The organism is Cloacibacterium sp. DMC96, assembly GCF_056313765.1.
This window is the reverse complement of the sequence record NZ_JBQUZQ010000001.1, coordinates 135,385-156,334: the sequence shown is the minus strand read 5'-3', so window position 1 is coordinate 156,334 and position 20,950 is coordinate 135,385. Positions and strand designations below refer to the sequence as shown.

Below are 20,950 nucleotides of genomic sequence, written 5' to 3'. Positions count from 1 at the left end.
AAACAAATTGCTATGTCAGACATTACATCAAGAGTAAAAGCTATCATCGCAGATAAGCTAGACGTGGAAGAAACAGAAGTAACTCCTGAAGCAAGCTTCACTAATGATTTAGGTGCAGATTCTTTAGATACTGTAGAATTAATTATGGAATTTGAAAAAGAATTCAACATTCAGATTCCTGATGATCAGGCAGAAAAAATCACTACTGTAGGTCACGCAATCGCTTATATTGAAGAAGTTATCAAACAATAATTTTTATTACAAAAATTAACAAAACTATGGAATTGAAGAGAGTTGTAGTAACAGGATTTGGTGCAATTACACCAATTGGTAATAATGCTCAAGAGTATTGGGAAAACCTTGTAAAAGGTGTAAGTGGCGCTGCTCCTATCACTCTCTTCGATTTTACTAACTTCAAAACAAAATTTGCTTGTGAGGTTAAAAACTTCAATCCTTTAGATCATTTTGAAAAAAAGGAAGCAAAAAAAATGGACCGAAACACTCAACTCGGTGTGGTGGCAGCTCGTGAAGCTGTATCACATTCTAGAATTATCGAAGATCAAGTAGATAAAAACAGAGTGGGTGTAATCTGGGGCTCAGGAATTGGAGGTTTAGAAACTTTCGAAACCGAAGTTCTAGGCTGGGCAAAATCTGAAGGAATACCTAGATTTAATCCTTTCTTCATTCCAAAAATGATTGCGGATATTACTCCGGGTCATGTTTCTATGGAATACGGTTTTCATGGACCTAATTACACTACAGTTTCTGCGTGTGCATCTTCTACAAACGCGTTGATTGATGCAAAAATGCTTCTCCAATTAGGAAAAGCAGACGTAATAGTATGTGGAGGTTCAGAAGCTGCTGTTACCGCATCTGGAATGGGAGGATTTAATTCTATGATGGCTCTTTCTACAAGAAATGATGATTATAAAACTGCTTCTAGACCTTTTGACAAAGACAGAGATGGATTTGTTCTAGGAGAAGGTGCAGGTTGTATCATCCTTGAAGAGTATGAACATGCTAAAAAACGTGGCGCTACCATTTACGCAGAACTTGCAGGTGGTGGTTTAAGTGCAGATGCATATCATATGACTGCACCTCATCCAGAAGGATTAGGCGCTTATCTAGTGATGAAAAATTGTTTAGAAGACGCTGGTGTAACTCCAGATGAAGTAGACCACATCAATATGCATGGTACCTCTACTCCATTAGGAGATATTGCAGAATCTAATGCAATTGTTAAACTATTAGGCGAGCATGCATTTGATATTCAAATAAACTCTACTAAATCTATGACTGGTCACCTTCTTGGTGCAGCTGGTGTAATAGAAGCTATAGCAGCGTTAGGAACTATTTTACATGGTATTGTTCCTCCTACCATTAACCATTTTACTGATGACGAAAACATTGACAGCAGATTAGATTTTACATTTAACCACGCTGTAAAAAAAGATGTAAAAATTGCCATGAGTAATACCTTTGGTTTCGGAGGTCACAATGCTTGCGTTCTATTCAAGAAATTATAATGGGCTTAAAAAATTCATTACAAAAATTTCTACTTAAAAGACCTTTCAAAAAAAAGACTGAAAAAGAAAAGCTACTTTCTGCCAGAGTTAGTAAAATAATTGGGCAGAATGTAAAAAATCTTGATTACTATCATGAAGCTTTTTCATTAAAAATTCCTAATAAAACTACGGGAGCTAAAAACTACGAAAGATTAGAATTTTTAGGAGATGCAGTCTTAGGAAGCATCATTTCTTGCTATCTTTATAAAAATTATCCTGTTGCCAATGAAGGATTTCTTACCCAAATGAAATCAAAAATTGTCAATCGAAAAAACCTTAACTCTCTAGGCGAAAAACTGAAGCTTAGAGATTTTATTCAAAATGGTGGAAATGGTAATTTAGGTGAAAACATTTCGGGGAATCTCTTCGAAGCCTTTATTGGTGCGCTATATTTAGACACCAATTATGAAACCTGCGAAAAAATTGTTTTAGAAAAATTGTTTACTGATAAACATATTGAAAAACTAGAAAACAAAATCGTAAGTTACAAAGGATTATTGCTAGAATGGAGCCAAAAGAAAAAGGTGACGATAAAGTATGATATCACCGAAGAAACTTTGCCCAATAAGAACCTTCTATTTAAGAGTTGCATCTACTTAAATAATGTAAAAATATCTTCTGCCACAGAAACTTCTAAGAAAAAAGCAGAAGAAAAAGCAGCACAAAGAGCGTTTTACTCCTTAAATAAAAAAGAACACATTGTTGAAAAACAAAAAAATATTTCTTGACCTAGAAGATGATGAACCAATGGATATTGGTTTACTTAGATTGGCTAAAAAATTACCCGATCACGAAATATTTTTCGAAATTAACAAAATAAATCCCTTCCAATTCGTAAGAACAGACGACTTAAAAATAAAACAGTTTTGTTTTACAAAATTCGAAGGATATCACAAAGAAACTAAAAATTGCTATTCTATAGTATCTAACAAATCAGCACCATTACGAAAAAAAACAGACAACGAACTCTTTGCACAGACTGAAGAAATCAAATTTCTGATGCCCAAAAATAAAGATGTAGACTACATTATTTATGCAAAGGATAGTTTTAAAGATTTTTCACTAATTTTGCTGCCAGAAAACATCATGTTTCAAATACAAGATTTTTCTTTACAACCCAATAGCGAACTATACAAGCTAATTAATTATTATGAATAAGAGAGCGAAAAAAACCAAAGTAATCGCAACATTAGGACCTGCTTCTTCTACGAAAGAAATCATGCTAGAACTGGTAAAAGCTGGAGCCGATGTTTTTAGAATAAATTTTTCTCATGCCGATTACGAACTGGTTAAGAGAAATGTAGACATTATTAGAGAAATCAATCAAGAATACGGTTATAACATCTCTATTTTAGGAGATTTACAAGGTCCTAAATTAAGAGTAGGAGTAGTAAAAGAAGGTTCTTTCCTTAATCCAGGAGACGTACTTACCTTTACCAATGAGCCTTGCGAAGGTGATTCAACCAAAGTATTCATGACGTATGAAAAATTCCCGCAAGACGTAAAAGTTGGTGAAAGAATCCTTATTGACGATGGAAAATTAGTTTTCGAAGTCATCGAAACTAACCAAAAAGATACGGTAAAAGCAAAAACGATTCAAGGTGGACCATTAAGCTCTAAAAAAGGAGTGAATTTGCCAAACACCAATGTTTCTCTTCCTGCTTTGACAGAAAAAGACATCGAAGATGCTAAATTCATGATTGAAAATGAATTCGATTGGATTGCACTTTCATTCGTTCGTCATGCTCAAGACATTATTGATTTAAAGAAATTAATTGAAGCGCATTCTGATTTCAAAATTCCAATTATTGCAAAAATTGAAAAACCAGAAGGTGTAAAAAATATTGACGAAATTCTTCTAGAATGTGACGGATTAATGGTTGCACGTGGAGATTTAGGAGTAGAAGTTCCAATGGAAGAAGTTCCTGTCATTCAGAAAAAATTAGTAGACAAAGCCAGATATTACTCTAAACCAGTAATTATCGCTACGCAAATGATGGAAACCATGATCAGTAGCCTTACTCCAACTAGAGCCGAGGTAAATGACGTGGCAAACAACGTATTAGACGGCGCTGATGCAGTAATGCTTTCTGGTGAAACTTCTGTAGGAAAATATCCAGTAGATGTAGTTAAAAACATTACAAAGATCATTAAGAATATAGAATCTACTAATCTTTACGAAAAGAAAAATGATATTATAGAAAAAATAACTTGTGTAGACGATCGTTTCGTAACAGATATGGTTTGTCTTAACGCAGTTAAAATTGCAGAAACTACTGGTGCAGCAGCCATTATTACGCTTACTCACTCTGGTTACACTGCTTTCCAAATTTCTGCACACAGACCTACTTCTAGAATTATCGTTTTCAGTTCTAACAGAAGAGTTCTTACCATGCTGAACCTTTTATGGGGAGTAAGAGCGTTCTACTATGACATGAACAAATCTACAGACGAAACGGTAATCCAAGTAAACATGTTAACACATCATTATGGCTATGTAGAAAAAGGAGATTTCGTAGTAAATCTCAATGCAATGCCAGTTTATGAAGGTGGAAAAACCAATACACTCAGATTAACCACTATATAAAATGAAAGCTCCAAAAATTTGGAGCTTTTTTATTTTTTTAAATTTCTAAAATTTACCTATAATGGTTTTGGGAGCGGTAAATTCTTTGAGTGCATACAGAGACAATTCTACTCCATATCCAGAATTCTTTCTTCCACCAAAAGGCAATCTTACATCTGAACGAAAAATTTGATTAATTGCCACGCTTCCGCTTTCTAAATTCTCTGCGAAAAACAAAGCTCGTTCTTTATTTGAGGTGAAAACTGCGTTTCCTAATCCAAACATGGTATTATTGGCAATTTGTAAAGCTTCTTCATCATTTTTTACTTTAAAAACCATTGCCAATGGACCAAATAATTCTTCCTGAGCAATAGGATTTTCTGGATTCATTTCTAAAATTCCTGGTTTAAAAGCCATATTTCCTACAGATTCTAATGCTACAATAGCTTTCGCTCCGTTGTTAAGCGCTTTTTGATATTGTTTTTCTAAATCTGAAGCCAAATCTTCTCTCGCCATTAATCCTAACTTCGTTTCTTCTTTCATAGGATTTTTTGGTTGATATTTTTGATACTCTTCTGTAAATTTTTCTACAAAATCTTGATATACTTTTTCGTGAATGACAAATCTTTTCCCAGCTACACAAGTTTGACCGTTATTCTGTAATCTTGCTTGCGCTCCTTCTTTTGCTGCTTTAGAAACATCTGCATCTTCACAAACGATAAAAGCATCACTCCCGCCTAATTCCAAAACACATTTTTTTAAATTTTTACCTGCAGTTTCTGCAATTTTTCTTCCAGCAGCTTCACTACCTGTGAGAGAAACGCCTCTGATAATAGGATGAGCAATCATTTCTTCTACTTGCGAATGAGAAACATTTAAAAAAGTAAAAATACCTTTTGGAAAACCTGCTTTCTCGAAGATTTCTTGTATGGTTTCACCTGATTTTTCACAAATAGAAGCATGTTTTAGGACAATAACATTTCCAGCTAAAATGGTAGGAACTGCAAATCTAATCGCTTGCCAAAAAGGAAAATTCCATGGCATAACGCCCAAAATAACGCCCAAAGGTTCGTGATGGATTTCGGAAATTTGAAATTCTGTTTCTACTTGTTCTGTTTTCAGTATATTTTCTGCGGTAGCATAATAATCACATAATGCTGCACATTTTTCTATTTCTGAAACCGATTGCGAAATCGGTTTATTCATTTCTTGGGTAATGATTGTCGCAAACTCTTGTTTTCTATCATTCAGAATTTCAGATAGTTGAGTGAAATGTTTTTGTCTTTCTTCAAATGGAATTTTTTTCCATTTTTGGAAAGCGTCTTGAGAATTTTGTAAGGTATTTTGAAGGAATTGTTCCATAATTTTTGATTAAAAAAGTGTACAAAGATAATGTACCAAAGCCTAAACGTGGTTTTGCCAAAGATAAAAATTTTAAATGCTTATCATTTAAAAAAGTGAAAATAAAACCGAAACCAATTTCTAGCCCTGATTGAGCGACATGTTTGAGCTCTTTTTGTTTTTTTTAGATATTTCGACTTCGCTCATATGAAAAAAAAAACAAAAAAGCGAGTAGCGAAAGCAGGACATAACATGAAAGAAAATAGAAACGGGTTGCTTCTAAAAATTTTAATTATTGGACAAATCACGATTTGTCCCTACGAAATCATAAACCACTCATTTACCAAACTGGCAGCCAATCTGGCGGTTCTCTCGGCAATATCAAACTCTGGATTTACCTCCGCAACATCTAGCGCGACCAATTTTTCTGACTTCAAAATATGTCTGTAAAAATGCAGAAAAGTAGCATCTGCAAAGATTCCGTTGTACGCCACAGCCGAAACTCCGGGCGCAATTGACGCGTTGAAAACATCCATACAAATGGTGAGATACAATTGGTCTACCGAAGAAACTAGTTCGTCAATCTGTTGATAGATTTTCGGGAGATTTTCGAAGAAAATTTCGTCTGCCAAAATGTATTTCATCCCGAATTGATGGGCAGTATCAAACAATTTGAGTGTATTAGAATTTTTCTGAATACCGATTTGCAATGAATGGATTTCTCCTTCTTTGGCGATTTGCCAAAAACCCGTTCCAGAACTTGCTCCTACTCCATTTTCGGGTTCTCGGTTATCAAAATGAGCATCGAGATTGATGATACCAATTTTTTGGTTTGGAAATGCTTTTTTGATGCCAGAATAATGTGCAAAAGTCACTTCGTGGCCGCCACCTAAAACAATTGATTTTCCATTTTTTTGCAGAATTTTAGAAACTTTTTCAGCAAGATTTTCTTGAGTATTTTCTAAATTTCGGTCTTCGCTAGTGATATTTCCAAAATCTAATAATTTAAAATCTGGAGAAACTACAGGAAAATTGCTCATATTTTTTCGGATAATGTATGGAGCTTTGGCAGCGCCAATTCTTCCTTTGTTTCTTCTAACGCCTTCATCTACCGCAAAACCATGCAAAACGAAATTATTCGGTGAAATATTTTCGTAGTTCTCCGCTATTTCTACTCGTTGGAATATTCTGTGATGAAGCGGTGAATCTCCATCGTTACGTCCTTGCCAAATGTTATCCATGTTTAATTAAATTTTTTCTCCATCAATATACACTTCACTCGCCATTAAACTTCCTTGATTGTATAAAATATTTTGGAAATTATTGGTTTCATAAACTACGAAATCTGCCTTCATTCCTTTTTTCAGAATTCCTCTATCGGTTAAATTTAATGCTTTAGCAGCACGGAAGGTAATTCCAGCCAAAACTTCGGCAGTGCTTAACTTCTGAAAAGTGGCTAAAATGGAAGCTTGGATAATAAGATTCCCCATCGGTGCAGAACCGGGATTCCAATCACTTGCAATAGCGAGAATTCCGTTTTTATCTAAAATTTTTCTCGCTGGGGTAAAAGGTTCTCCTAAACCTAAACTTGCGCCTGGAAGTGCAACTGCAACGGTTTCTGAATTGGCTAAATATTGTATATCTTCATCAATTGTTGCTTCTAAATGGTCTGCTGAAGCAGCGCCAACTTCGACAGCAATTCTAGAACTTCCCGCCGTAAATTGGTCTGCGTGAACCGTAATTTCAAAATTTAATGCTTTTGCTTTTTCTAAAAATTTTCGGCTTTCTTCTGGTTGAAATGCAGATTTTTCGATGAAAACATCTACTCTTTTCGCTAAATTTTCTTCTTTTACTTTTGGTAGAATTTCATCAACAATATGTTGTAAGTATTCTTTATTACTCCCTTCAAAATCTCTTGGTTTTAAATGGGCAGAAAGACAAGTTGGGACTAAAGTTGCTTTGGTTTTAGTTTGTACTTGTTGAATCACACGAAGCATTTTGAGTTCGCTTTCTACATTCAATCCGTAACCAGATTTTATTTCGATAGTGGTAATTCCCAGTGAAATTAAGCGATTGATTCTTTCTAATAGTTTTTCTAAAAGTTCGTCTTCGGAAGCATTTCTGGTATGCTTAACGGAACTCCAAATTCCACCGCCTTTTTCTGCAATTTCTAGATAAGTTTTCCCTGCATTGCGCATCGCAAAATCATTGGCTCTGTTTCCTCCAAAACAAATATGTGTGTGACAATCTATGAATGCGGGAAGAAGGATTTGAGGTTCGAGATTCGAGGTTCGAGGTTCGAGTTCAGCGTTTGGGAAGTCAGATTTCAATTTTTCAAAATCACCAACTTCCTCAATTAAGTTATCATTATTGATTAAAATTCCGCCGTTTTCGATAATTTCTAATTGTTCATCAGAGAGTTTTCCTCGAAGTGGAAGATTATTGAGTGTAAGAATTTGTTTGAAAGGACCGATTAGTTTCATGTGATTGAGGTAAAGTTTAAGGAAAAGGTAAAGATTGAGGCTTAGAAGTTTTAATCACGATTGAGATAATTGATTATTTTATTGAGTTCATAGATTACTACATCTAATTCTTCAATTAATTTTTTGCGTTCTTCGTCTGTAAAATATTGAACTTTATTTCCATAAATTAAATGATTTTTTGTTTCAAAAGCTTCGCTCCTGCTAATATCGTAAACTCTACTTTTATCTTTGTTACTTCTTCTACCAAATGCTTCTGCTATGTTTGCCGAAATGCTTTCTGCTGAACGTCTCAACTGCGAAGTTAATCCGTAATCTTCTTTTCTTGGCAATCTCTCCGAAAGGAAAAAACACTCTACGGCGATTTCCATCGCTTTTTGCCAAACTGGCATTTCAGTAAAATCCTTAAACATTTTTTAGAATTTTTATTTTAACAAAAATAGAATTAATTTATTTCAACAACAAAATTATTAACATTCTCAAACTTTACCTTTGCCTTTGCCTTTACCTAAAATTTATTACCTTTGAACATAACAAGTACTATTACTGATGCCAGATTTTTTACACGCAGATAAAGAAAATTTCTCTGATGAGGAATTAATGCAGGAAGAACAGATTCGCCCACAAAGTTTTAAGGATTTTGCGGGACAAAGAAAAACGTTGGATAATTTAGAGGTTTTCGTGGCGGCTGCTAAAAATAGAGGTGGCGCTTTAGACCACGTGCTTTTACACGGGCCTCCAGGTTTGGGAAAAACAACTTTGGCGCATATTATTGCCAATGAACTAGGCGTAAATTGTAAAATTACTTCGGGACCAGTTTTAGATAAACCGGGGAGTTTGGCTGGACTTTTGACGAATTTGGAAGAAAACGATGTGCTTTTCATTGATGAAATTCACAGACTTTCGCCTGTGGTTGAAGAATATTTGTATTCTGCGATGGAAGATTATAAAATCGACATTATGCTGGAAACAGGTCCTAATGCACGTTCTGTACAAATTGGCTTAAATCCTTTTACTTTAGTTGGCGCTACCACTCGTTCTGGAATGCTCACGAAACCCATGTTAGCAAGATTCGGGATTCAATCTCGATTAGAATATTATACAGTAGAACTTTTGGGAATGATTATCGAGAGAAGCGCTAGAGTTTTGGGCGTTCCGATTTATGAAGATGCAGCTCTGGAAATTGCGAGAAGAAGCAGAGGAACTCCTAGAATTGCCAATGCACTATTGCGCAGAGTTCGAGATTTTGCAGAAATTAAAGGAAACGGCGAAATTGAAATTGAAATTACCAAGTTTGCTCTCAATTCTCTGAATGTAGATGAATATGGGTTGGATGACATGGACAATAAAATTATGCGTGTGATGATAGAAAATTTCAAAGGGAAACCTGTGGGGATTTCTGCTTTGGCAACTTCTATTGGCGAAAATCCTGAAACTTTGGAAGAAGTTTACGAACCGTTTTTGATTCAGGAAGGTTTTATCATCAGAACTCCAAGAGGAAGAGAAGTTACAGAAAAAGCTTACAAACATTTAGGAATTTCTGTACCAAGAAGACCTGATAGTTTGTTTTAGATTAAGATAAGACTAAAGGTTAAGATTATGAAAAACAAAATAGTAATCATCGCATTTTTTTTAGCAATAATATTTGGGTTTATTGCTCCATTTTGGGATAGTTTTGTAGTAATTGAAGTGTTTTTTGGATTCATCCCTTTACTTTTGTTATTGCTAGTGTCACTTGTTTTGATTGCTATTAATTCTTTGTCAAAAGATAAAAAAATATCTGATTCAATCATTTCTTTACTCATACCATTTTTTATTTTAGCTCAGATAACTAGCACTTTTTTAATTGATAAACTTCAAAAATTTCGTTCAGAAAGTTTAATTGAAGAGTTACATTTAATTCAAAAACAAAAGAAGAAATTGCCCGAAAATATTGAAACACCAACTGGAATTAAATATCACAAAATAAAAGGAGAAGAAACCTTTGTTATATCTTTTTCTCGAGGATTTTTAATTACAGAAAAGTATTATAGTGATGATGATAAATGGAGAAGTTATGGTTGGAATGATTAAAATAATAAAACTATGAATGAAAAAATACACAAAATTACTCCACTTAATACTTATGCAGTTTTATTAATGATTATTTCTTTATTTAGAAATCTCACTAATAAAGATTTCCAAGGTGGTTGGTTATTTATGCTAATACTCACATTTTTCATTTTCTTAATTTTAATAGCTTTAGACTTTTTAATTCAACAATTAAAAATTTCAAAAAAGAGAAAAATAATTGTTCAAGTTTTGCTTATAATTTTATTTAGTTCTTTTATTTATTCTTTCTTTAACCTCGAAAAAATTCTTTAATTTTAGCACAAAATCACACTTTATATGAAACTTTATCCTATACAATGCGGAAATTTTAAATTAGATGGCGGTGCTATGTTTGGTGTCGTCCCGAAATCTCTTTGGGAACGTACTAATCCTGCAGATTCTAAAAATTTAATCGAACTAGGGACTCGTTCTCTTTTGGTGGAAGATGGCAAAAAACTCATCTTAATAGACTGTGGATTAGGAAATAAGCAAGATGAGAAGTTTTTCGGGCATTATTCGCTTTATGGAGACGAATCTTTAGACAAAAATTTAAAAAAATTCGGGTTTGTAAGAGATGACATTACAGATGTTTTCTTGACACACCTTCACTTTGACCATTGTGGTGGCGCCATTGAGTGGAATGATGACAAAACAGGTTATAGACCAGCATTTAAAAACGCACAGTTTTGGACTAATGAAAATCATTGGCAATGGGCAACTGAACCCAATCCAAGAGAAAAAGCAAGTTTCTTGAAGGAAAACATTTTGCCGATGCAAGAAAGCGGACAATTGCAATTTCTGCCTACTCCAAAAACGGGAAATTATGGTTTCGCACCAGATTTGAAAATGGACGTGATCTTTGTAGACGGACACACCGAAAAACAAATGCTTCCTGTGATTCAATATCAAGAAAAAACGATTGTTTTTGCAGCAGATCTCATTCCAACAGCTGGGCACATTCCGCAAGTTTACGTGATGGGATATGACACGAGACCGCTTCTTACCATGGAAGAAAAAGGAAAATTTTTGAAGCAATGTGTAGAGAATGAATATTTACTATTCTTCGAGCATGATGCTCATCATGAATTGGCAAGTCTGAAAATGACTGAAAAAGGCGTGAAGCTAGATGAAACTTTCAGTTTTAACGAAGTTTTTGGGTATTAATTTGACGGAAGATGGAAGATGGAATTTTGAAAACTACAAAAAAAATCATAGGCATTACGGGCGGAATAGGAAGTGGAAAATCTACGGTTTCTAAATTTATTGAAGAGCTGGGATTTCCTGTGTATGATTCTGATTTTTGGGCAAAAGAATTGGTGAATATAGACGAAAATCTAAAGTCTAGAATTATAGAACTTCTTGGCGAAGAATCTTATGATGAACACGGAAAATACAACCGAAAATTTGTTGCAGAAAAGGTTTTCGAAAATCAAGAATTGCTTTTACAACTCAACCAAATTATTCACCCTGCAGTAAAAATACATTTTGAAAATTGGGTAAATGCTCAAAACGCTGAATTTGTTTTCAAAGAAACGGCTTTACTTTTTGAATTAAAACTGAATGAAAGTTGTTATCATTCAATTTTGGTTACTGCTGATGAAAACATCAGAATAAAAAGAGTGATGGATAGAGATGGCAGAACATACCGAGAAGTGAAAGAAATCATCGATAAACAAATGCCTGAAGCCGAAAAAGTGAAATTAGCAGATTTTGTAATTCAAAACAATACTGATTTAGAGACTTTAAAGGAATTTACTCATCAAGTTATAGACGAGTTAAAAAGAATGGATTTGTAAATTCTAATTTTCTAAAAATAAAAAAACCTTGAGATGAACTCAAGGTTTTCTTTTTTATATCATGTAAGATTATTTTTTGATAAATTTCATTTTAGAAGTTGCTCCTTTTTCAGAAACTTCGATGAAATAGACTCCTTTTGCAAGAGTAGCTACATTGACTTTATTATTGGTGACTTTTCCTTTTGAAATAAATTGACCTGCAACGTTATAGATGGTAAAAGTAGCATTATTAGATACTTTTGTAATATTTAAAACATCTACCGCTGGATTAGGGAAAATTTTTGTTTCTAATTTGTTTGCTTCTTTAGTTCCTAACATACTTCCTAAAACGAAGGCGTATGAAGCTTCTGCAGTACTAAATGTAGTATTTACCATAACTGTTCCTGTACTGGTTGTCAACTTATAATAACCACTTCCGTAATCACAGCAGAATCCATCACCCCAACTGTCATAAATTTTGAAAATATAACATTTATTATTAGTTAAATTAAATGTGTAATTTTTCACTGCTGGCATATCTGGGTCATCATCTACATATGTTTCGCTAGTGTATAAAACATTCCCTGCTCCATCTACTACTTCCCAAGAAGTTTCTGAACCATAAGAATCTAATTGAAGTTCTAAATTCACTTGAGTTGTATTGAAGCTTGGAGTAGAAGCATAAATAAGATTACTAGCATCATTAGAAGCTCTATTGTCTAATGAAGAATTGACAGAATTTACTGTAACCGAAATATTATTATTGCTAATAGCAGTTCCATTTAAACTAATAGGAATTTGCGCTTCTGCATTAGTGGCTAAATTACCAGACCAACTTTGGTTATATATCACACCAGCATCATTAACAGATATAACAGCTGAAGTTAGAGCATTATTTCCTCTATTTATTAATCTAATTTGAGCTTTCTGAGGGAAAGAACAATCTGTATTATAAATCAACTGCACTTTAACTTCTGCATCATTACTTACCAAAGTTACTGGAGTAAGTGCATTAGAAGTTAATAGTTCTTTTCTTCTAGGTGAATTTGCTAAAACGGCATTAAATCTATCAACTTGATTAGTTGTGAAAATGTTCATACAAGTATCATCTGTGTAATCCATGTAATTTTCGAACATTTCATCTGCTGTTCCGCAAGTATTTGATTTAGGATGAGTAAAACAACCGTAATTTTCTGTTTGATGAACAGGAGTATCTGCTACATAATCTGTACCGCAATTTGAATCTCCCCAAATATGACGTAAACCTAACCAGTGTCCGACTTCATGAGTTACCGTTCTTCCATAGCCATAGGTAGCATCTAAAATAAAACTACCATCATTATAGTCTAGATTTCCAAAAAATTGATAACCTATAATAACTCCATCCGTACTAGCAGTAAAAGGTGGATAGTTCAGACCGCTTAAAGTACTTGCTTCAGGAAACTGAGCATATCCTAAAATACCATCTAAATCTCCGCCAAAATTTACTACCCATATGTTTAGATATTTTGTAGGATCCCAAATTGTGTTGGGTTTTAATTCATTTTCTACAGCCGCTTCATCCCAGAAATCCTTATTGTAAGAAATTCTGTCAATCCCATTTGTAGGATTTCCATTAGGATCTCTTACCGCGAGTGCAAATTCAATATTGGCATCTGCACCAACTGGATTGGTATTAAACCCTCTAGTTCCAGACTTTTTTCTGTAATCATTGTTCAGTGTAGTGATTTGAGAAATAACTTGTGCATCACTAATATTTGCACCAGTTCCTAATGCTTCTCCTTTACTAATAACATGCACTACAACAGGAATTATTCTTGCCGCAGTGATTCTTTGGTTATAAGTATTTTGTTTTGAAATTTTGGTGGCAATCCAATTTTCAAAAACATCAGTATTTGCTCTTCTGCTATTTTTTTTCTGAAGACTTTTTTCGTATTCAGTAGAATAACATCTTATATATCCATTGGGAGATTTGCTAAGTATTTTACTTGGCTTTTTTGTTTGAGAAGAAATATTAATGGTAAAAAAAGCCATCAACATCAAAAATAAAAGTTTTCTCATCTACATCTGATTTTAAATTATACATTGATTTTTAGAATCTTCAAAGTTATAGAGTTTCTCTTAATTATTTAGACAAAAAAGAATTTATTTTTATGAAAAATAAATAGATTTCTAAAATTCCATTAAAAACCCTTAAAACTGATACGCTAAATTCCAGCTAAAGCCCACATTAAATTTAGTAGAACTTTTACCAAAGCCAGGTACAATCATGGGTTTCATTTCTTCTTGTTTGGTAGAATAAAATAAAAATCTTGGCTGCGCATTCACATCTACATATAAATTAGATTTAAACAACTGAACTCTAGCTCCTGCAAAACCTTCTAACCAATATGCAGATTGATTCACCGAAGGAAAAGCAAGATATTGGTCACTGCCACCAAAACCACGAATGGGAACTTTTTTGTACTCTTGATTGTAAAAACTTGCTGCCATTTTTGCTCCTGCATAAAACCCATTATCAGGATTTTCAGTATCCATAGAAAGCATATAATAGCCTCCTAATTTTCCGAAAATTCCGTTTGCACTAGCATCATAACCGTTTTTCTGATAAATATTTTTTTCGAAACCTACATCTAAAACCGCATGAAGATTTTTCTTAATCTCAGAAGAAACATATCCTTGAAGTAATTTTCTATCACTAAAAGCAGATAATCCAGCACTCAGTACATCTACTCCTACAGTAAAATTGGGTTTATATTGATATTTGGTTTTTACTGAATCTTTCTCTTGAGAAAAACCCAAACAAAAACTAAAAAACAAGATAAAGGTGAGCTTTGTTTTCATTGATAATTTGATTTTGATTGAGTTCTACTTTAGTGACTGGATTGGCAGTTTCTAGAGTTCCAGTAAGGTTTTGGTAAAGTCTTTTGAATCCACAAGCTGGCGAAACATATTCAGAAGTGGTATTATAATTCAGTTTTATTTTAGAAACGCTGCCTTTTTTAGTTTTTCTCACGTATAATTCTGTAAAACCTGCATCATCTACCCGAATTGGAACCAATGCAGAATCTACTTTAGCAGCTCTTACAACTGTTAAAATATTATTATTACCATAATCTACATCTAAATAAAGCGAATCTAAAGTCAGCACTTTATTATCTGTACTTTTAAATTTAATTTTTAGTCGAGGTGTAGCTTCTCCACTTACGCAAACATCGTCGTCGTTTTCGCAAGAAGTGAGCAAAAAACCCAATATTACAAAGGGAAAGATTAATTTTTTCATTTTTTAACGAGGAAATAATATTCTGAAAACGCCTATTCAACTTGAAAGTCGGTTTCAGATATTTAACTTACTATTTTGATTTTTCTTATTTTAAATTTTCAGAAAAATCTCTTTCATAAAACAAAGTTCACCATTTTCTGGAAATGATGAACTTTATTTTTGAATTATTTTACTTCTAAAGCTTTATCTATCCTATAAACCAAATCTTCTAAATGATATTTGGTCACTGCATCTTGTGCATTTTGTGCATTTTTAGAAGCATCTGCTTTTATTTCTCTTAAAACTCCTCTGGTTAATGATTTCACATCAGAGTTATCAGAAATCGTCTCAGCATTTCTGCCTGTGCTTGGTTTACTTGCCTGAGTTCTCGCTATTAAAGTTTCTACAAAATTTTTCTGTAAATTTCTTCTATAAATATCAATTTTAGAAGAAGATTTCAACTCAGAAAATACACTATTTTTAATATCTTGAAGATAATCATACACAGCGTAAGCATTAGCATCTAAAGATTCTCCTTCATATAATTTATTCAAAACACCTTCGCTTAAAACTCTATTGAGCACTGTTTTTTGAAGATTTTCTACCACTTCTACAGGCGATTTATCTATTTTAGTTAAAACAGAAGTTTTCAACAACCAATTTGGAGTGGTGAATACATTTTCTGATAAAAATTTCAAAGCTTCTTTTTGCTCTGATTTAGAAACCAATTCGTAGATAGCTCCTTTTTGTTCTACCATTTTCGGCGTTTCTTTTACGCCACCAATGTATTTAGAAACATGACCTAAATATCTAGCAAACTGACCAGAAACTTGAGTAAATCTATTATTAAGACTGCTGTAATCTTCATTTGGTTTTGTACTCCACGCTTCTATGTTTTCCATAATTCGCTGAAGATTTTTCACTCCATATTTTCCTGCAAGCATAGGATTATCGCCTACTTGTTCGCTTTGAGAACGCGGGTCATAAGGATTAGTTTCTGTACCGAACCAAAGTCTAGGATTTTGTAATTTTTCCATCACCCATTTATTAAGATGAGCTTTTTCTTTTTCTGGTGAATTATAGTTGTAAAATCTTCTGTAACCCCATTCTATTGCCCAATCATCATAATCACCAATTCTTGGCATTAATCCAGCTTCGCCTACATTATCTTCTGGTTGTGCAACGTAGTTAAATCTCGCATAATCCATAATTGAAGGAGTGTGTCCATTGGCTTTTAACCAAGCTTTATTTCTAAGATTTTCTACAGGAACCGTAGAACTAGACCCGAAATTATGTCTCAAACCAAGGGTATGACCTACTTCGTGTGAAGAAACAAATCTGATTAATTGCCCCATTAATTCATCATCAAAATCTACTTTTCTAGCTCTAGGATCATTCGGTGAAGCTTGTACGAAATACCAATCGTTCAACAATTTCATCACATTATGATACCAATTGATGTGACTTTCTAAAATCTCACCAGTTCTAGGGTCTGCAATTGAAGGACCAGAAGCATTAGGAACATCTGAAGGTTTATAAACGATAGCCGAGAATCTTGCATCTTCTAAACTCCATTCTGGATCTTCTTTAGCATTCGGAACTTTTGCATAAATCGCATTTTTGAAACCTGCTTTTTCAAAAGCTTTTTGCCAATCATTCACTCCTTGAATTAAATATGGAATCCATTTTTTCGGAGTTAATGGGTCTATGTAAAAAACTATTGGTTTTTCTGGCTCTACCAATTCGCCTCTTTTATATTTTTCTAAATCTTTTGCTTTGGGTTCCAGTCTCCATCTTTTCACCAAAGAAACTCTTTCTACGCCTTGAGGATTTTCATCAAAATCGGTATAACCTACTGTAAAATAACCTACCCTAGGATCAAAATATCTTGCCTGCATTTTATTTTCTGGCAAAAGAATGATTGAAGAATTCACTTCTACCGTATAATTTCCGCTCACTTCAGGTTTTGGAGCACCTGGAATTGGCGAAGCTTCTCCTGCACTTCTGTTGTAGGTTTTAGTCGTATTAATTTCAATATTGGCTGGGAAAGATTTCACGAAATTGACAAAAGATTTATCTTTTTGAAAAGCGCCTACTCTAAATCCTTTCTTGAAACGAGTATCAAAAGAAACCACATCATTATCTGCATTGATAAAATCTGTAACATCTATCACGGTAGAGTTTTTTTCTTTACCGAAAGCTTTAATGTCAAAAGCTTGTTCTATAGAATTTACGTTGTTTCTCATCACTGTTTTATACATTGCAGAGGTAGAATCTTTAGCATAATCTACGTAAGAAATAGAGCGTAAAAACACTTTATCATTTGGTCCTTTCTCGAAACTGATAACGTTTTGACTGATTTGATCTCCTGCATAACCTACTGTTCCCATTCTCATTTCTGCACCAGCTTTGGTTAATCTAGTCACTACCAAAAATTCTTTTTTCAGTGCTTTATCCGGAATTTCGAAATAATATTTGTCTTCTACTTTGTGAACGGTAATAATTCCTTCATCGCTAACTGCTTTGTTGGTAATTACTTTCTCGAAAGGTTGAATTTTTTCTGGTTTTTTGTCTTTTGGTTTTGCAGTGTTTACGGTGTCTTTTTTAGCTTTTACATCTACTTTTACACTGTCTTTCTGTTGAGAAAATGCGCTCGCTGACATCATTAATGACAATGCGCAAAACAAATTCAGTACATTTTTCATTCGATATTTTAAATTTTTATTTGGTTAAAATACCTCAACTATAAGATAAAAAAATTGAGGATTCTGTTTCGAACCCCCAATTTAGTTATTTTTTTATTAATAGCGCTATATTTTCTACGTGATGTGTCTGCGGAAACATATCTACTGGCAGAATCTTCACCACATCATAATGTTCCTTCATCAGTGCTAAATCTCTGGCTTGAGTAGCAGAATTACAGCTAACATAGACAATTTTCGGCGGTGCTAATTTCAGAATTTGTTCTACCACTTTTTGGTGCATTCCGTCTCTAGGCGGATCGGTAACCAAAACATTTGGTTTTGGATGATTAGCTAAAAACTCTTCTGTGAAAACGTCTTTCATATCACCACAATAAAACTCACAATTCTCTAAACCATTGAGCTTAGCATGTTCTTTTGCAGCATCAATCGCTTCTTGCACGGATTCTATCCCGATTACATATTTTGCTTTTTTGGCTATATATTGTGCAATCGTTCCAGTTCCTGTGTATAAATCGTACACCACATCATTTTCAGAAATTTCTGCAAATTCTAGTGTTTTTCTATACAAATTCAGCGCTTGTTTATAATTGGTTTGGAAGAAAGATTTTGGCCCGATTTTAAATTTCAAACCATCCATTTCTTCATAAATAAAACCTTCGCCAAAATAAGTCTGCACATCTAAATCATAAATAGAATCATTCTGTTTTGGATTGATGGCATAAACCAATGTTTTGATTTGCGGAAATTTCTCTAAAATATAATTGAATAATTGTTCTCTGTTTTCTTTTTCTTCTCTATACAATTGGAATAAAACCATCCATTCTCCTTGAGAGTTTTGACGAAGCATTAAAGTTCTCAAAAAGCCTTCTTGATTTCTTACATCAAAAAAATCTAAACCATTTTCGATGGCGTAATTTCTTACAGCTAATCTTAAATCATTAGATGGCGCTTCTTGAAGGAAGCATTCTTGTAAATCTAAAATTTTGCTCCACATTCCCGGAATATGAAATCCTAAAGCATCTTTATTCCCGAAATTTTCTTCGGAACTGATTTCGTATTGAGTAAGCCAACGAGCGTTAGAAAAAGAAAACTCCATTTTATTTCTGTAGAAATATTCTTGCTCTGAACCGAGAATTGGCAAGGTTTCAAAATTTTCGATTCCGCCAATTCGTTTGATATTGTTATAAACTTCTTCTTGCTTGAAATCGAGTTGTTTTTGGTAAGAAAGGTTCTGCCATTTGCAACCACCACAAACTCCGAAATGAATACATTTCGGCTCTACTCTGTAAGGTGATTTTTCTAAAATTTCTATGGCTTCTGCTTCGAAGTATTTAGATTTAGATTTTTTCACTCTGGCATTTACTACATCACCTGGAACCGCACCAGAAATTAAAACTGTTTTCCCTTCTTCAGTTTTTCCTACGGCTACACCTTTTGCACCAGCAGTAATTAATTTAATATTTTCTAAAATAATGTTTTTCTTTTTCTTACTCATAACGATGCAAAATTAATGTTTTAAAACTAATTTTCAGTGTGTTTGTTGATTTTCATAAATTTTGAAAAAATAAAAAGCGGACTAAAGTCCGCTTTTTGATATGATATTTTTATCTTTTTTAGTGACCGTGACCATCATTTGCAGAATGTTGTTCTGTAGCTGAAGGTGCTGTCATTAAATCTGGCGCTTGAGGAACAGCAGTTGGAGCTTGTAAACCAGAAGCTTTGTTCAATCCATCTACTAAAGCTGGGTCTGCGATATTTAAGTAAGTTTTACTAGAAATTTTACCGTCTTTATCAATGATGATGAAACTTGGCATTTTAAATCCATACACTGCAAATTTCTTAGCAACTTCAGATTTCATACCACCAGTTGCATAATAATTATTCCCTTGAATTCCTGTAAACATCGCTTTAGAAGTTTTCACGAATTGGTCTTGAGTATCATCTAAATTAATGAAAGCAAAATTCATTTTTGAACCATAGAATTTCACCATTTCTTTAAGAACAGGCAATGTGCTTTCTGTGATGTAAGGATTCCATGAAGCGTAGAAAACTAATGCTGTAGGTTTTCCTTTAAGGTCAGCTAAAGTGTTTTTTTTACCGTCTTGTTTCACAACATTTAATCCAGAAACATCTGTTCCTTGCTCAATTCCGTAAATAGCTTCTTCTAAATTTTTCAACTCTGATTTGATTGCAGAATTTTTGATTTTAGTATCTAAAAATTTGAAAACTTCTTGTAATTTAGGATTAGCAGGTTCTCTTAAATCATATTGAGCAGCTACCGCAGCAAGAAGATATTCTTTAGTTTTATCTGAAACATCTTTTTGTGTATCTAAGAATTTAGAGAACATTTGCACATTAGAAGTAGGAGCAGCATTCTTTTGTCCTTCGAAGAATTTTTGGAAACCTGCACTTAATTTACTGATAACGTAGTTTCTGTAATTAGGCATATCTTCTACATAGCTTTCGTTTTCTAGACTTTTTTGGAATTCTAACAATTTAGCTCCTGCTTTGTATTTTGGGTCATTGGTAGCTGGACCATGCATGCTTTCGTACTGAGAAGAAATCATCAATAAAGTTACATCTAGTTCTCTTTTATTGAATTTTTCTACATCGCTGTCTGGTTTTTTCACCTTAGCGATTTCGTCCATTTTTTTGGTAATATCGCCTTTATATTTTTCTAATTCTTTTAGGAAATCTTCTTCTTTTTTAGAAATAACAGATTGGTCTAATTTAGACATGTATTGGTTAATGAATTGCTGAGATTCCATTAAGTATTCTGTATTTCCTTTAGCATCACCAGTAATTTTCATTCCTTGAGGGAAAAGCATCGCTTCAAAATCAAGATTTACTTGGTCGCCACCTTTTAGATAAAGAAAACCTGTGTTTCCTGCGTAAGTAATTACATAAACTCCATCTCTAGGAATTTCTATGGTTTCAGAGAAATTTCCTTTGGCATCTACACCAAAATTAGCAAGTGGTAAAGTTGCAATTCCTGAAGCATCTATAATTTCTAATCTTTCTAATGGTGAGCCATTAGTCACTTTACCATTTATGGTTACTTTGCCACCTTTAGAACATGATAGCAATAAAATGGAGAATAAGAATAATAAAAAATATTTTTTCATTTCTTTAAAAAAGTTGTTTTTGTTTTTAATCACGCAAAAA

General features: G+C 33.6%; 20 protein-coding genes. 10 read left to right on the top strand and 10 right to left on the bottom strand.

The annotated features are described in order from the left end of the window. Positions 1 to 12 precede the first annotated feature (12 nt). The 5 genes from ACT53I_RS00715 to pyk are packed head-to-tail and all read left to right on the top strand — an operon-like array spanning position 13 to position 4,152. Positions 13 to 252, top strand: coding sequence for an acyl carrier protein (locus ACT53I_RS00715; RefSeq protein WP_069800766.1), 240 nt, complete (start codon positions 13 to 15; stop codon positions 250 to 252). A gap of 26 nt (positions 253 to 278) precedes the next feature. Then, positions 279 to 1,526 (top strand): beta-ketoacyl-ACP synthase II, encoded by a 1,248-nt coding sequence (gene fabF / locus ACT53I_RS00710; protein ID WP_476077990.1) that lies wholly within the window; start codon positions 279 to 281, stop codon positions 1,524 to 1,526. Further along, on the top strand, positions 1,526 to 2,293 hold the full coding sequence (rnc, locus tag ACT53I_RS00705) for a ribonuclease III (RefSeq protein WP_476077989.1): 768 nt from the start codon (positions 1,526 to 1,528) through the stop codon (positions 2,291 to 2,293). Before fabF ends, rnc begins: the two co-directional genes overlap by 1 nt. Continuing rightward, positions 2,268 to 2,723: an IPExxxVDY family protein gene (locus ACT53I_RS00700; RefSeq protein WP_104794233.1), complete on the top strand. Its 456-nt coding sequence runs from the start codon at positions 2,268 to 2,270 to the stop codon at positions 2,721 to 2,723. Before rnc ends, ACT53I_RS00700 begins: the two co-directional genes overlap by 26 nt. After that, positions 2,716 to 4,152, top strand: coding sequence for a pyruvate kinase (pyk, locus tag ACT53I_RS00695; RefSeq protein ID WP_104794232.1), 1,437 nt, complete (start codon positions 2,716 to 2,718; stop codon positions 4,150 to 4,152). The genes ACT53I_RS00700 and pyk overlap by 8 nt, the downstream gene beginning before the upstream one ends. 45 nt (positions 4,153 to 4,197) lie before the next feature. Here the strand turns inward: pyk and ACT53I_RS00690 are convergent, their stop codons facing one another. The 4 genes from ACT53I_RS00690 to ACT53I_RS00675 form a co-directional block, all read right to left on the bottom strand. Then, positions 4,198 to 5,493, bottom strand: coding sequence for an NAD-dependent succinate-semialdehyde dehydrogenase (locus tag ACT53I_RS00690; RefSeq protein WP_476077988.1), 1,296 nt, complete (start codon positions 5,491 to 5,493; stop codon positions 4,198 to 4,200). Positions 5,494 to 5,789: 296 nt separating this feature from the next. Further along, on the bottom strand, positions 5,790 to 6,713 hold the full coding sequence (hutG, locus tag ACT53I_RS00685) for a formimidoylglutamase (protein WP_476077987.1): 924 nt from the start codon (positions 6,711 to 6,713) through the stop codon (positions 5,790 to 5,792). A 6-nt stretch (positions 6,714 to 6,719) separates the two neighbouring features. Continuing rightward, positions 6,720 to 7,955, bottom strand: a complete 1,236-nt coding sequence (hutI, locus tag ACT53I_RS00680; protein ID WP_476077986.1) for an imidazolonepropionase — start codon at positions 7,953 to 7,955, stop codon at positions 6,720 to 6,722. A gap of 50 nt (positions 7,956 to 8,005) precedes the next feature. Beyond that, a complete protein-coding gene (locus tag ACT53I_RS00675) occupies positions 8,006 to 8,365 on the bottom strand; it encodes a four helix bundle protein (protein WP_371462262.1) in 360 nt (119 codons plus the stop codon). A gap of 136 nt (positions 8,366 to 8,501) precedes the next feature. On the opposite strand from ACT53I_RS00675, the gene ruvB reads away from it, so the two are divergent. The 5 genes from ruvB to coaE are packed head-to-tail and all read left to right on the top strand — an operon-like array spanning position 8,502 to position 11,839. Continuing rightward, positions 8,502 to 9,524 carry a Holliday junction branch migration DNA helicase RuvB gene (ruvB, locus tag ACT53I_RS00670; protein ID WP_476077985.1) on the top strand — a complete coding sequence of 341 codons (1,023 nt, stop codon included), beginning with the start codon at positions 8,502 to 8,504 and terminating at the stop codon, positions 9,522 to 9,524. A 27-nt stretch (positions 9,525 to 9,551) separates the two neighbouring features. After that, complete coding sequence (locus tag ACT53I_RS00665; protein ID WP_476077984.1) at positions 9,552 to 10,025, top strand: hypothetical protein; 474 nt, start codon at positions 9,552 to 9,554, stop codon at positions 10,023 to 10,025. A gap of 12 nt (positions 10,026 to 10,037) precedes the next feature. Beyond that, a complete protein-coding gene (locus tag ACT53I_RS00660; protein WP_476077983.1) occupies positions 10,038 to 10,316 on the top strand; it encodes a hypothetical protein in 279 nt (92 codons plus the stop codon). A gap of 24 nt (positions 10,317 to 10,340) precedes the next feature. Then, complete coding sequence (locus tag ACT53I_RS00655) at positions 10,341 to 11,207, top strand: MBL fold metallo-hydrolase (RefSeq protein ID WP_461377408.1); 867 nt, start codon at positions 10,341 to 10,343, stop codon at positions 11,205 to 11,207. A 26-nt stretch (positions 11,208 to 11,233) separates the two neighbouring features. Further along, entirely contained in the window at positions 11,234 to 11,839 is a 606-nt protein-coding gene (coaE, locus tag ACT53I_RS00650; protein ID WP_476077982.1) for a dephospho-CoA kinase, read from the top strand. A 69-nt stretch (positions 11,840 to 11,908) separates the two neighbouring features. Here coaE and ACT53I_RS00645 read toward each other — a convergent pair whose 3' ends face one another. From ACT53I_RS00645 to ACT53I_RS00620, 6 genes are all read right to left on the bottom strand, one after another. Next, a complete protein-coding gene (locus ACT53I_RS00645; RefSeq protein ID WP_476077981.1) occupies positions 11,909 to 13,879 on the bottom strand; it encodes a M43 family zinc metalloprotease in 1,971 nt (656 codons plus the stop codon). Positions 13,880 to 14,011: 132 nt separating this feature from the next. Then, complete coding sequence (locus ACT53I_RS00640; RefSeq protein ID WP_476077980.1) at positions 14,012 to 14,662, bottom strand: DUF6048 family protein; 651 nt, start codon at positions 14,660 to 14,662, stop codon at positions 14,012 to 14,014. Continuing rightward, a complete protein-coding gene (locus tag ACT53I_RS00635; RefSeq protein WP_476077979.1) occupies positions 14,628 to 15,101 on the bottom strand; it encodes a DUF6452 family protein in 474 nt (157 codons plus the stop codon). Before ACT53I_RS00635 ends, ACT53I_RS00640 begins: the two co-directional genes overlap by 35 nt. A gap of 164 nt (positions 15,102 to 15,265) precedes the next feature. Continuing rightward, positions 15,266 to 17,785 carry a zinc-dependent metalloprotease gene (locus tag ACT53I_RS00630; protein WP_476077978.1) on the bottom strand — a complete coding sequence of 840 codons (2,520 nt, stop codon included), beginning with the start codon at positions 17,783 to 17,785 and terminating at the stop codon, positions 15,266 to 15,268. Positions 17,786 to 17,870: 85 nt separating this feature from the next. Next, positions 17,871 to 19,280: a 23S rRNA (uracil(1939)-C(5))-methyltransferase RlmD gene (gene rlmD / locus ACT53I_RS00625; RefSeq protein WP_476077977.1), complete on the bottom strand. Its 1,410-nt coding sequence runs from the start codon at positions 19,278 to 19,280 to the stop codon at positions 17,871 to 17,873. Positions 19,281 to 19,398: 118 nt separating this feature from the next. Continuing rightward, positions 19,399 to 20,910 carry a TlpA family protein disulfide reductase gene (locus ACT53I_RS00620; RefSeq protein WP_476077976.1) on the bottom strand — a complete coding sequence of 504 codons (1,512 nt, stop codon included), beginning with the start codon at positions 20,908 to 20,910 and terminating at the stop codon, positions 19,399 to 19,401. Between the last annotated feature and the right edge of the window lie 40 nt (positions 20,911 to 20,950).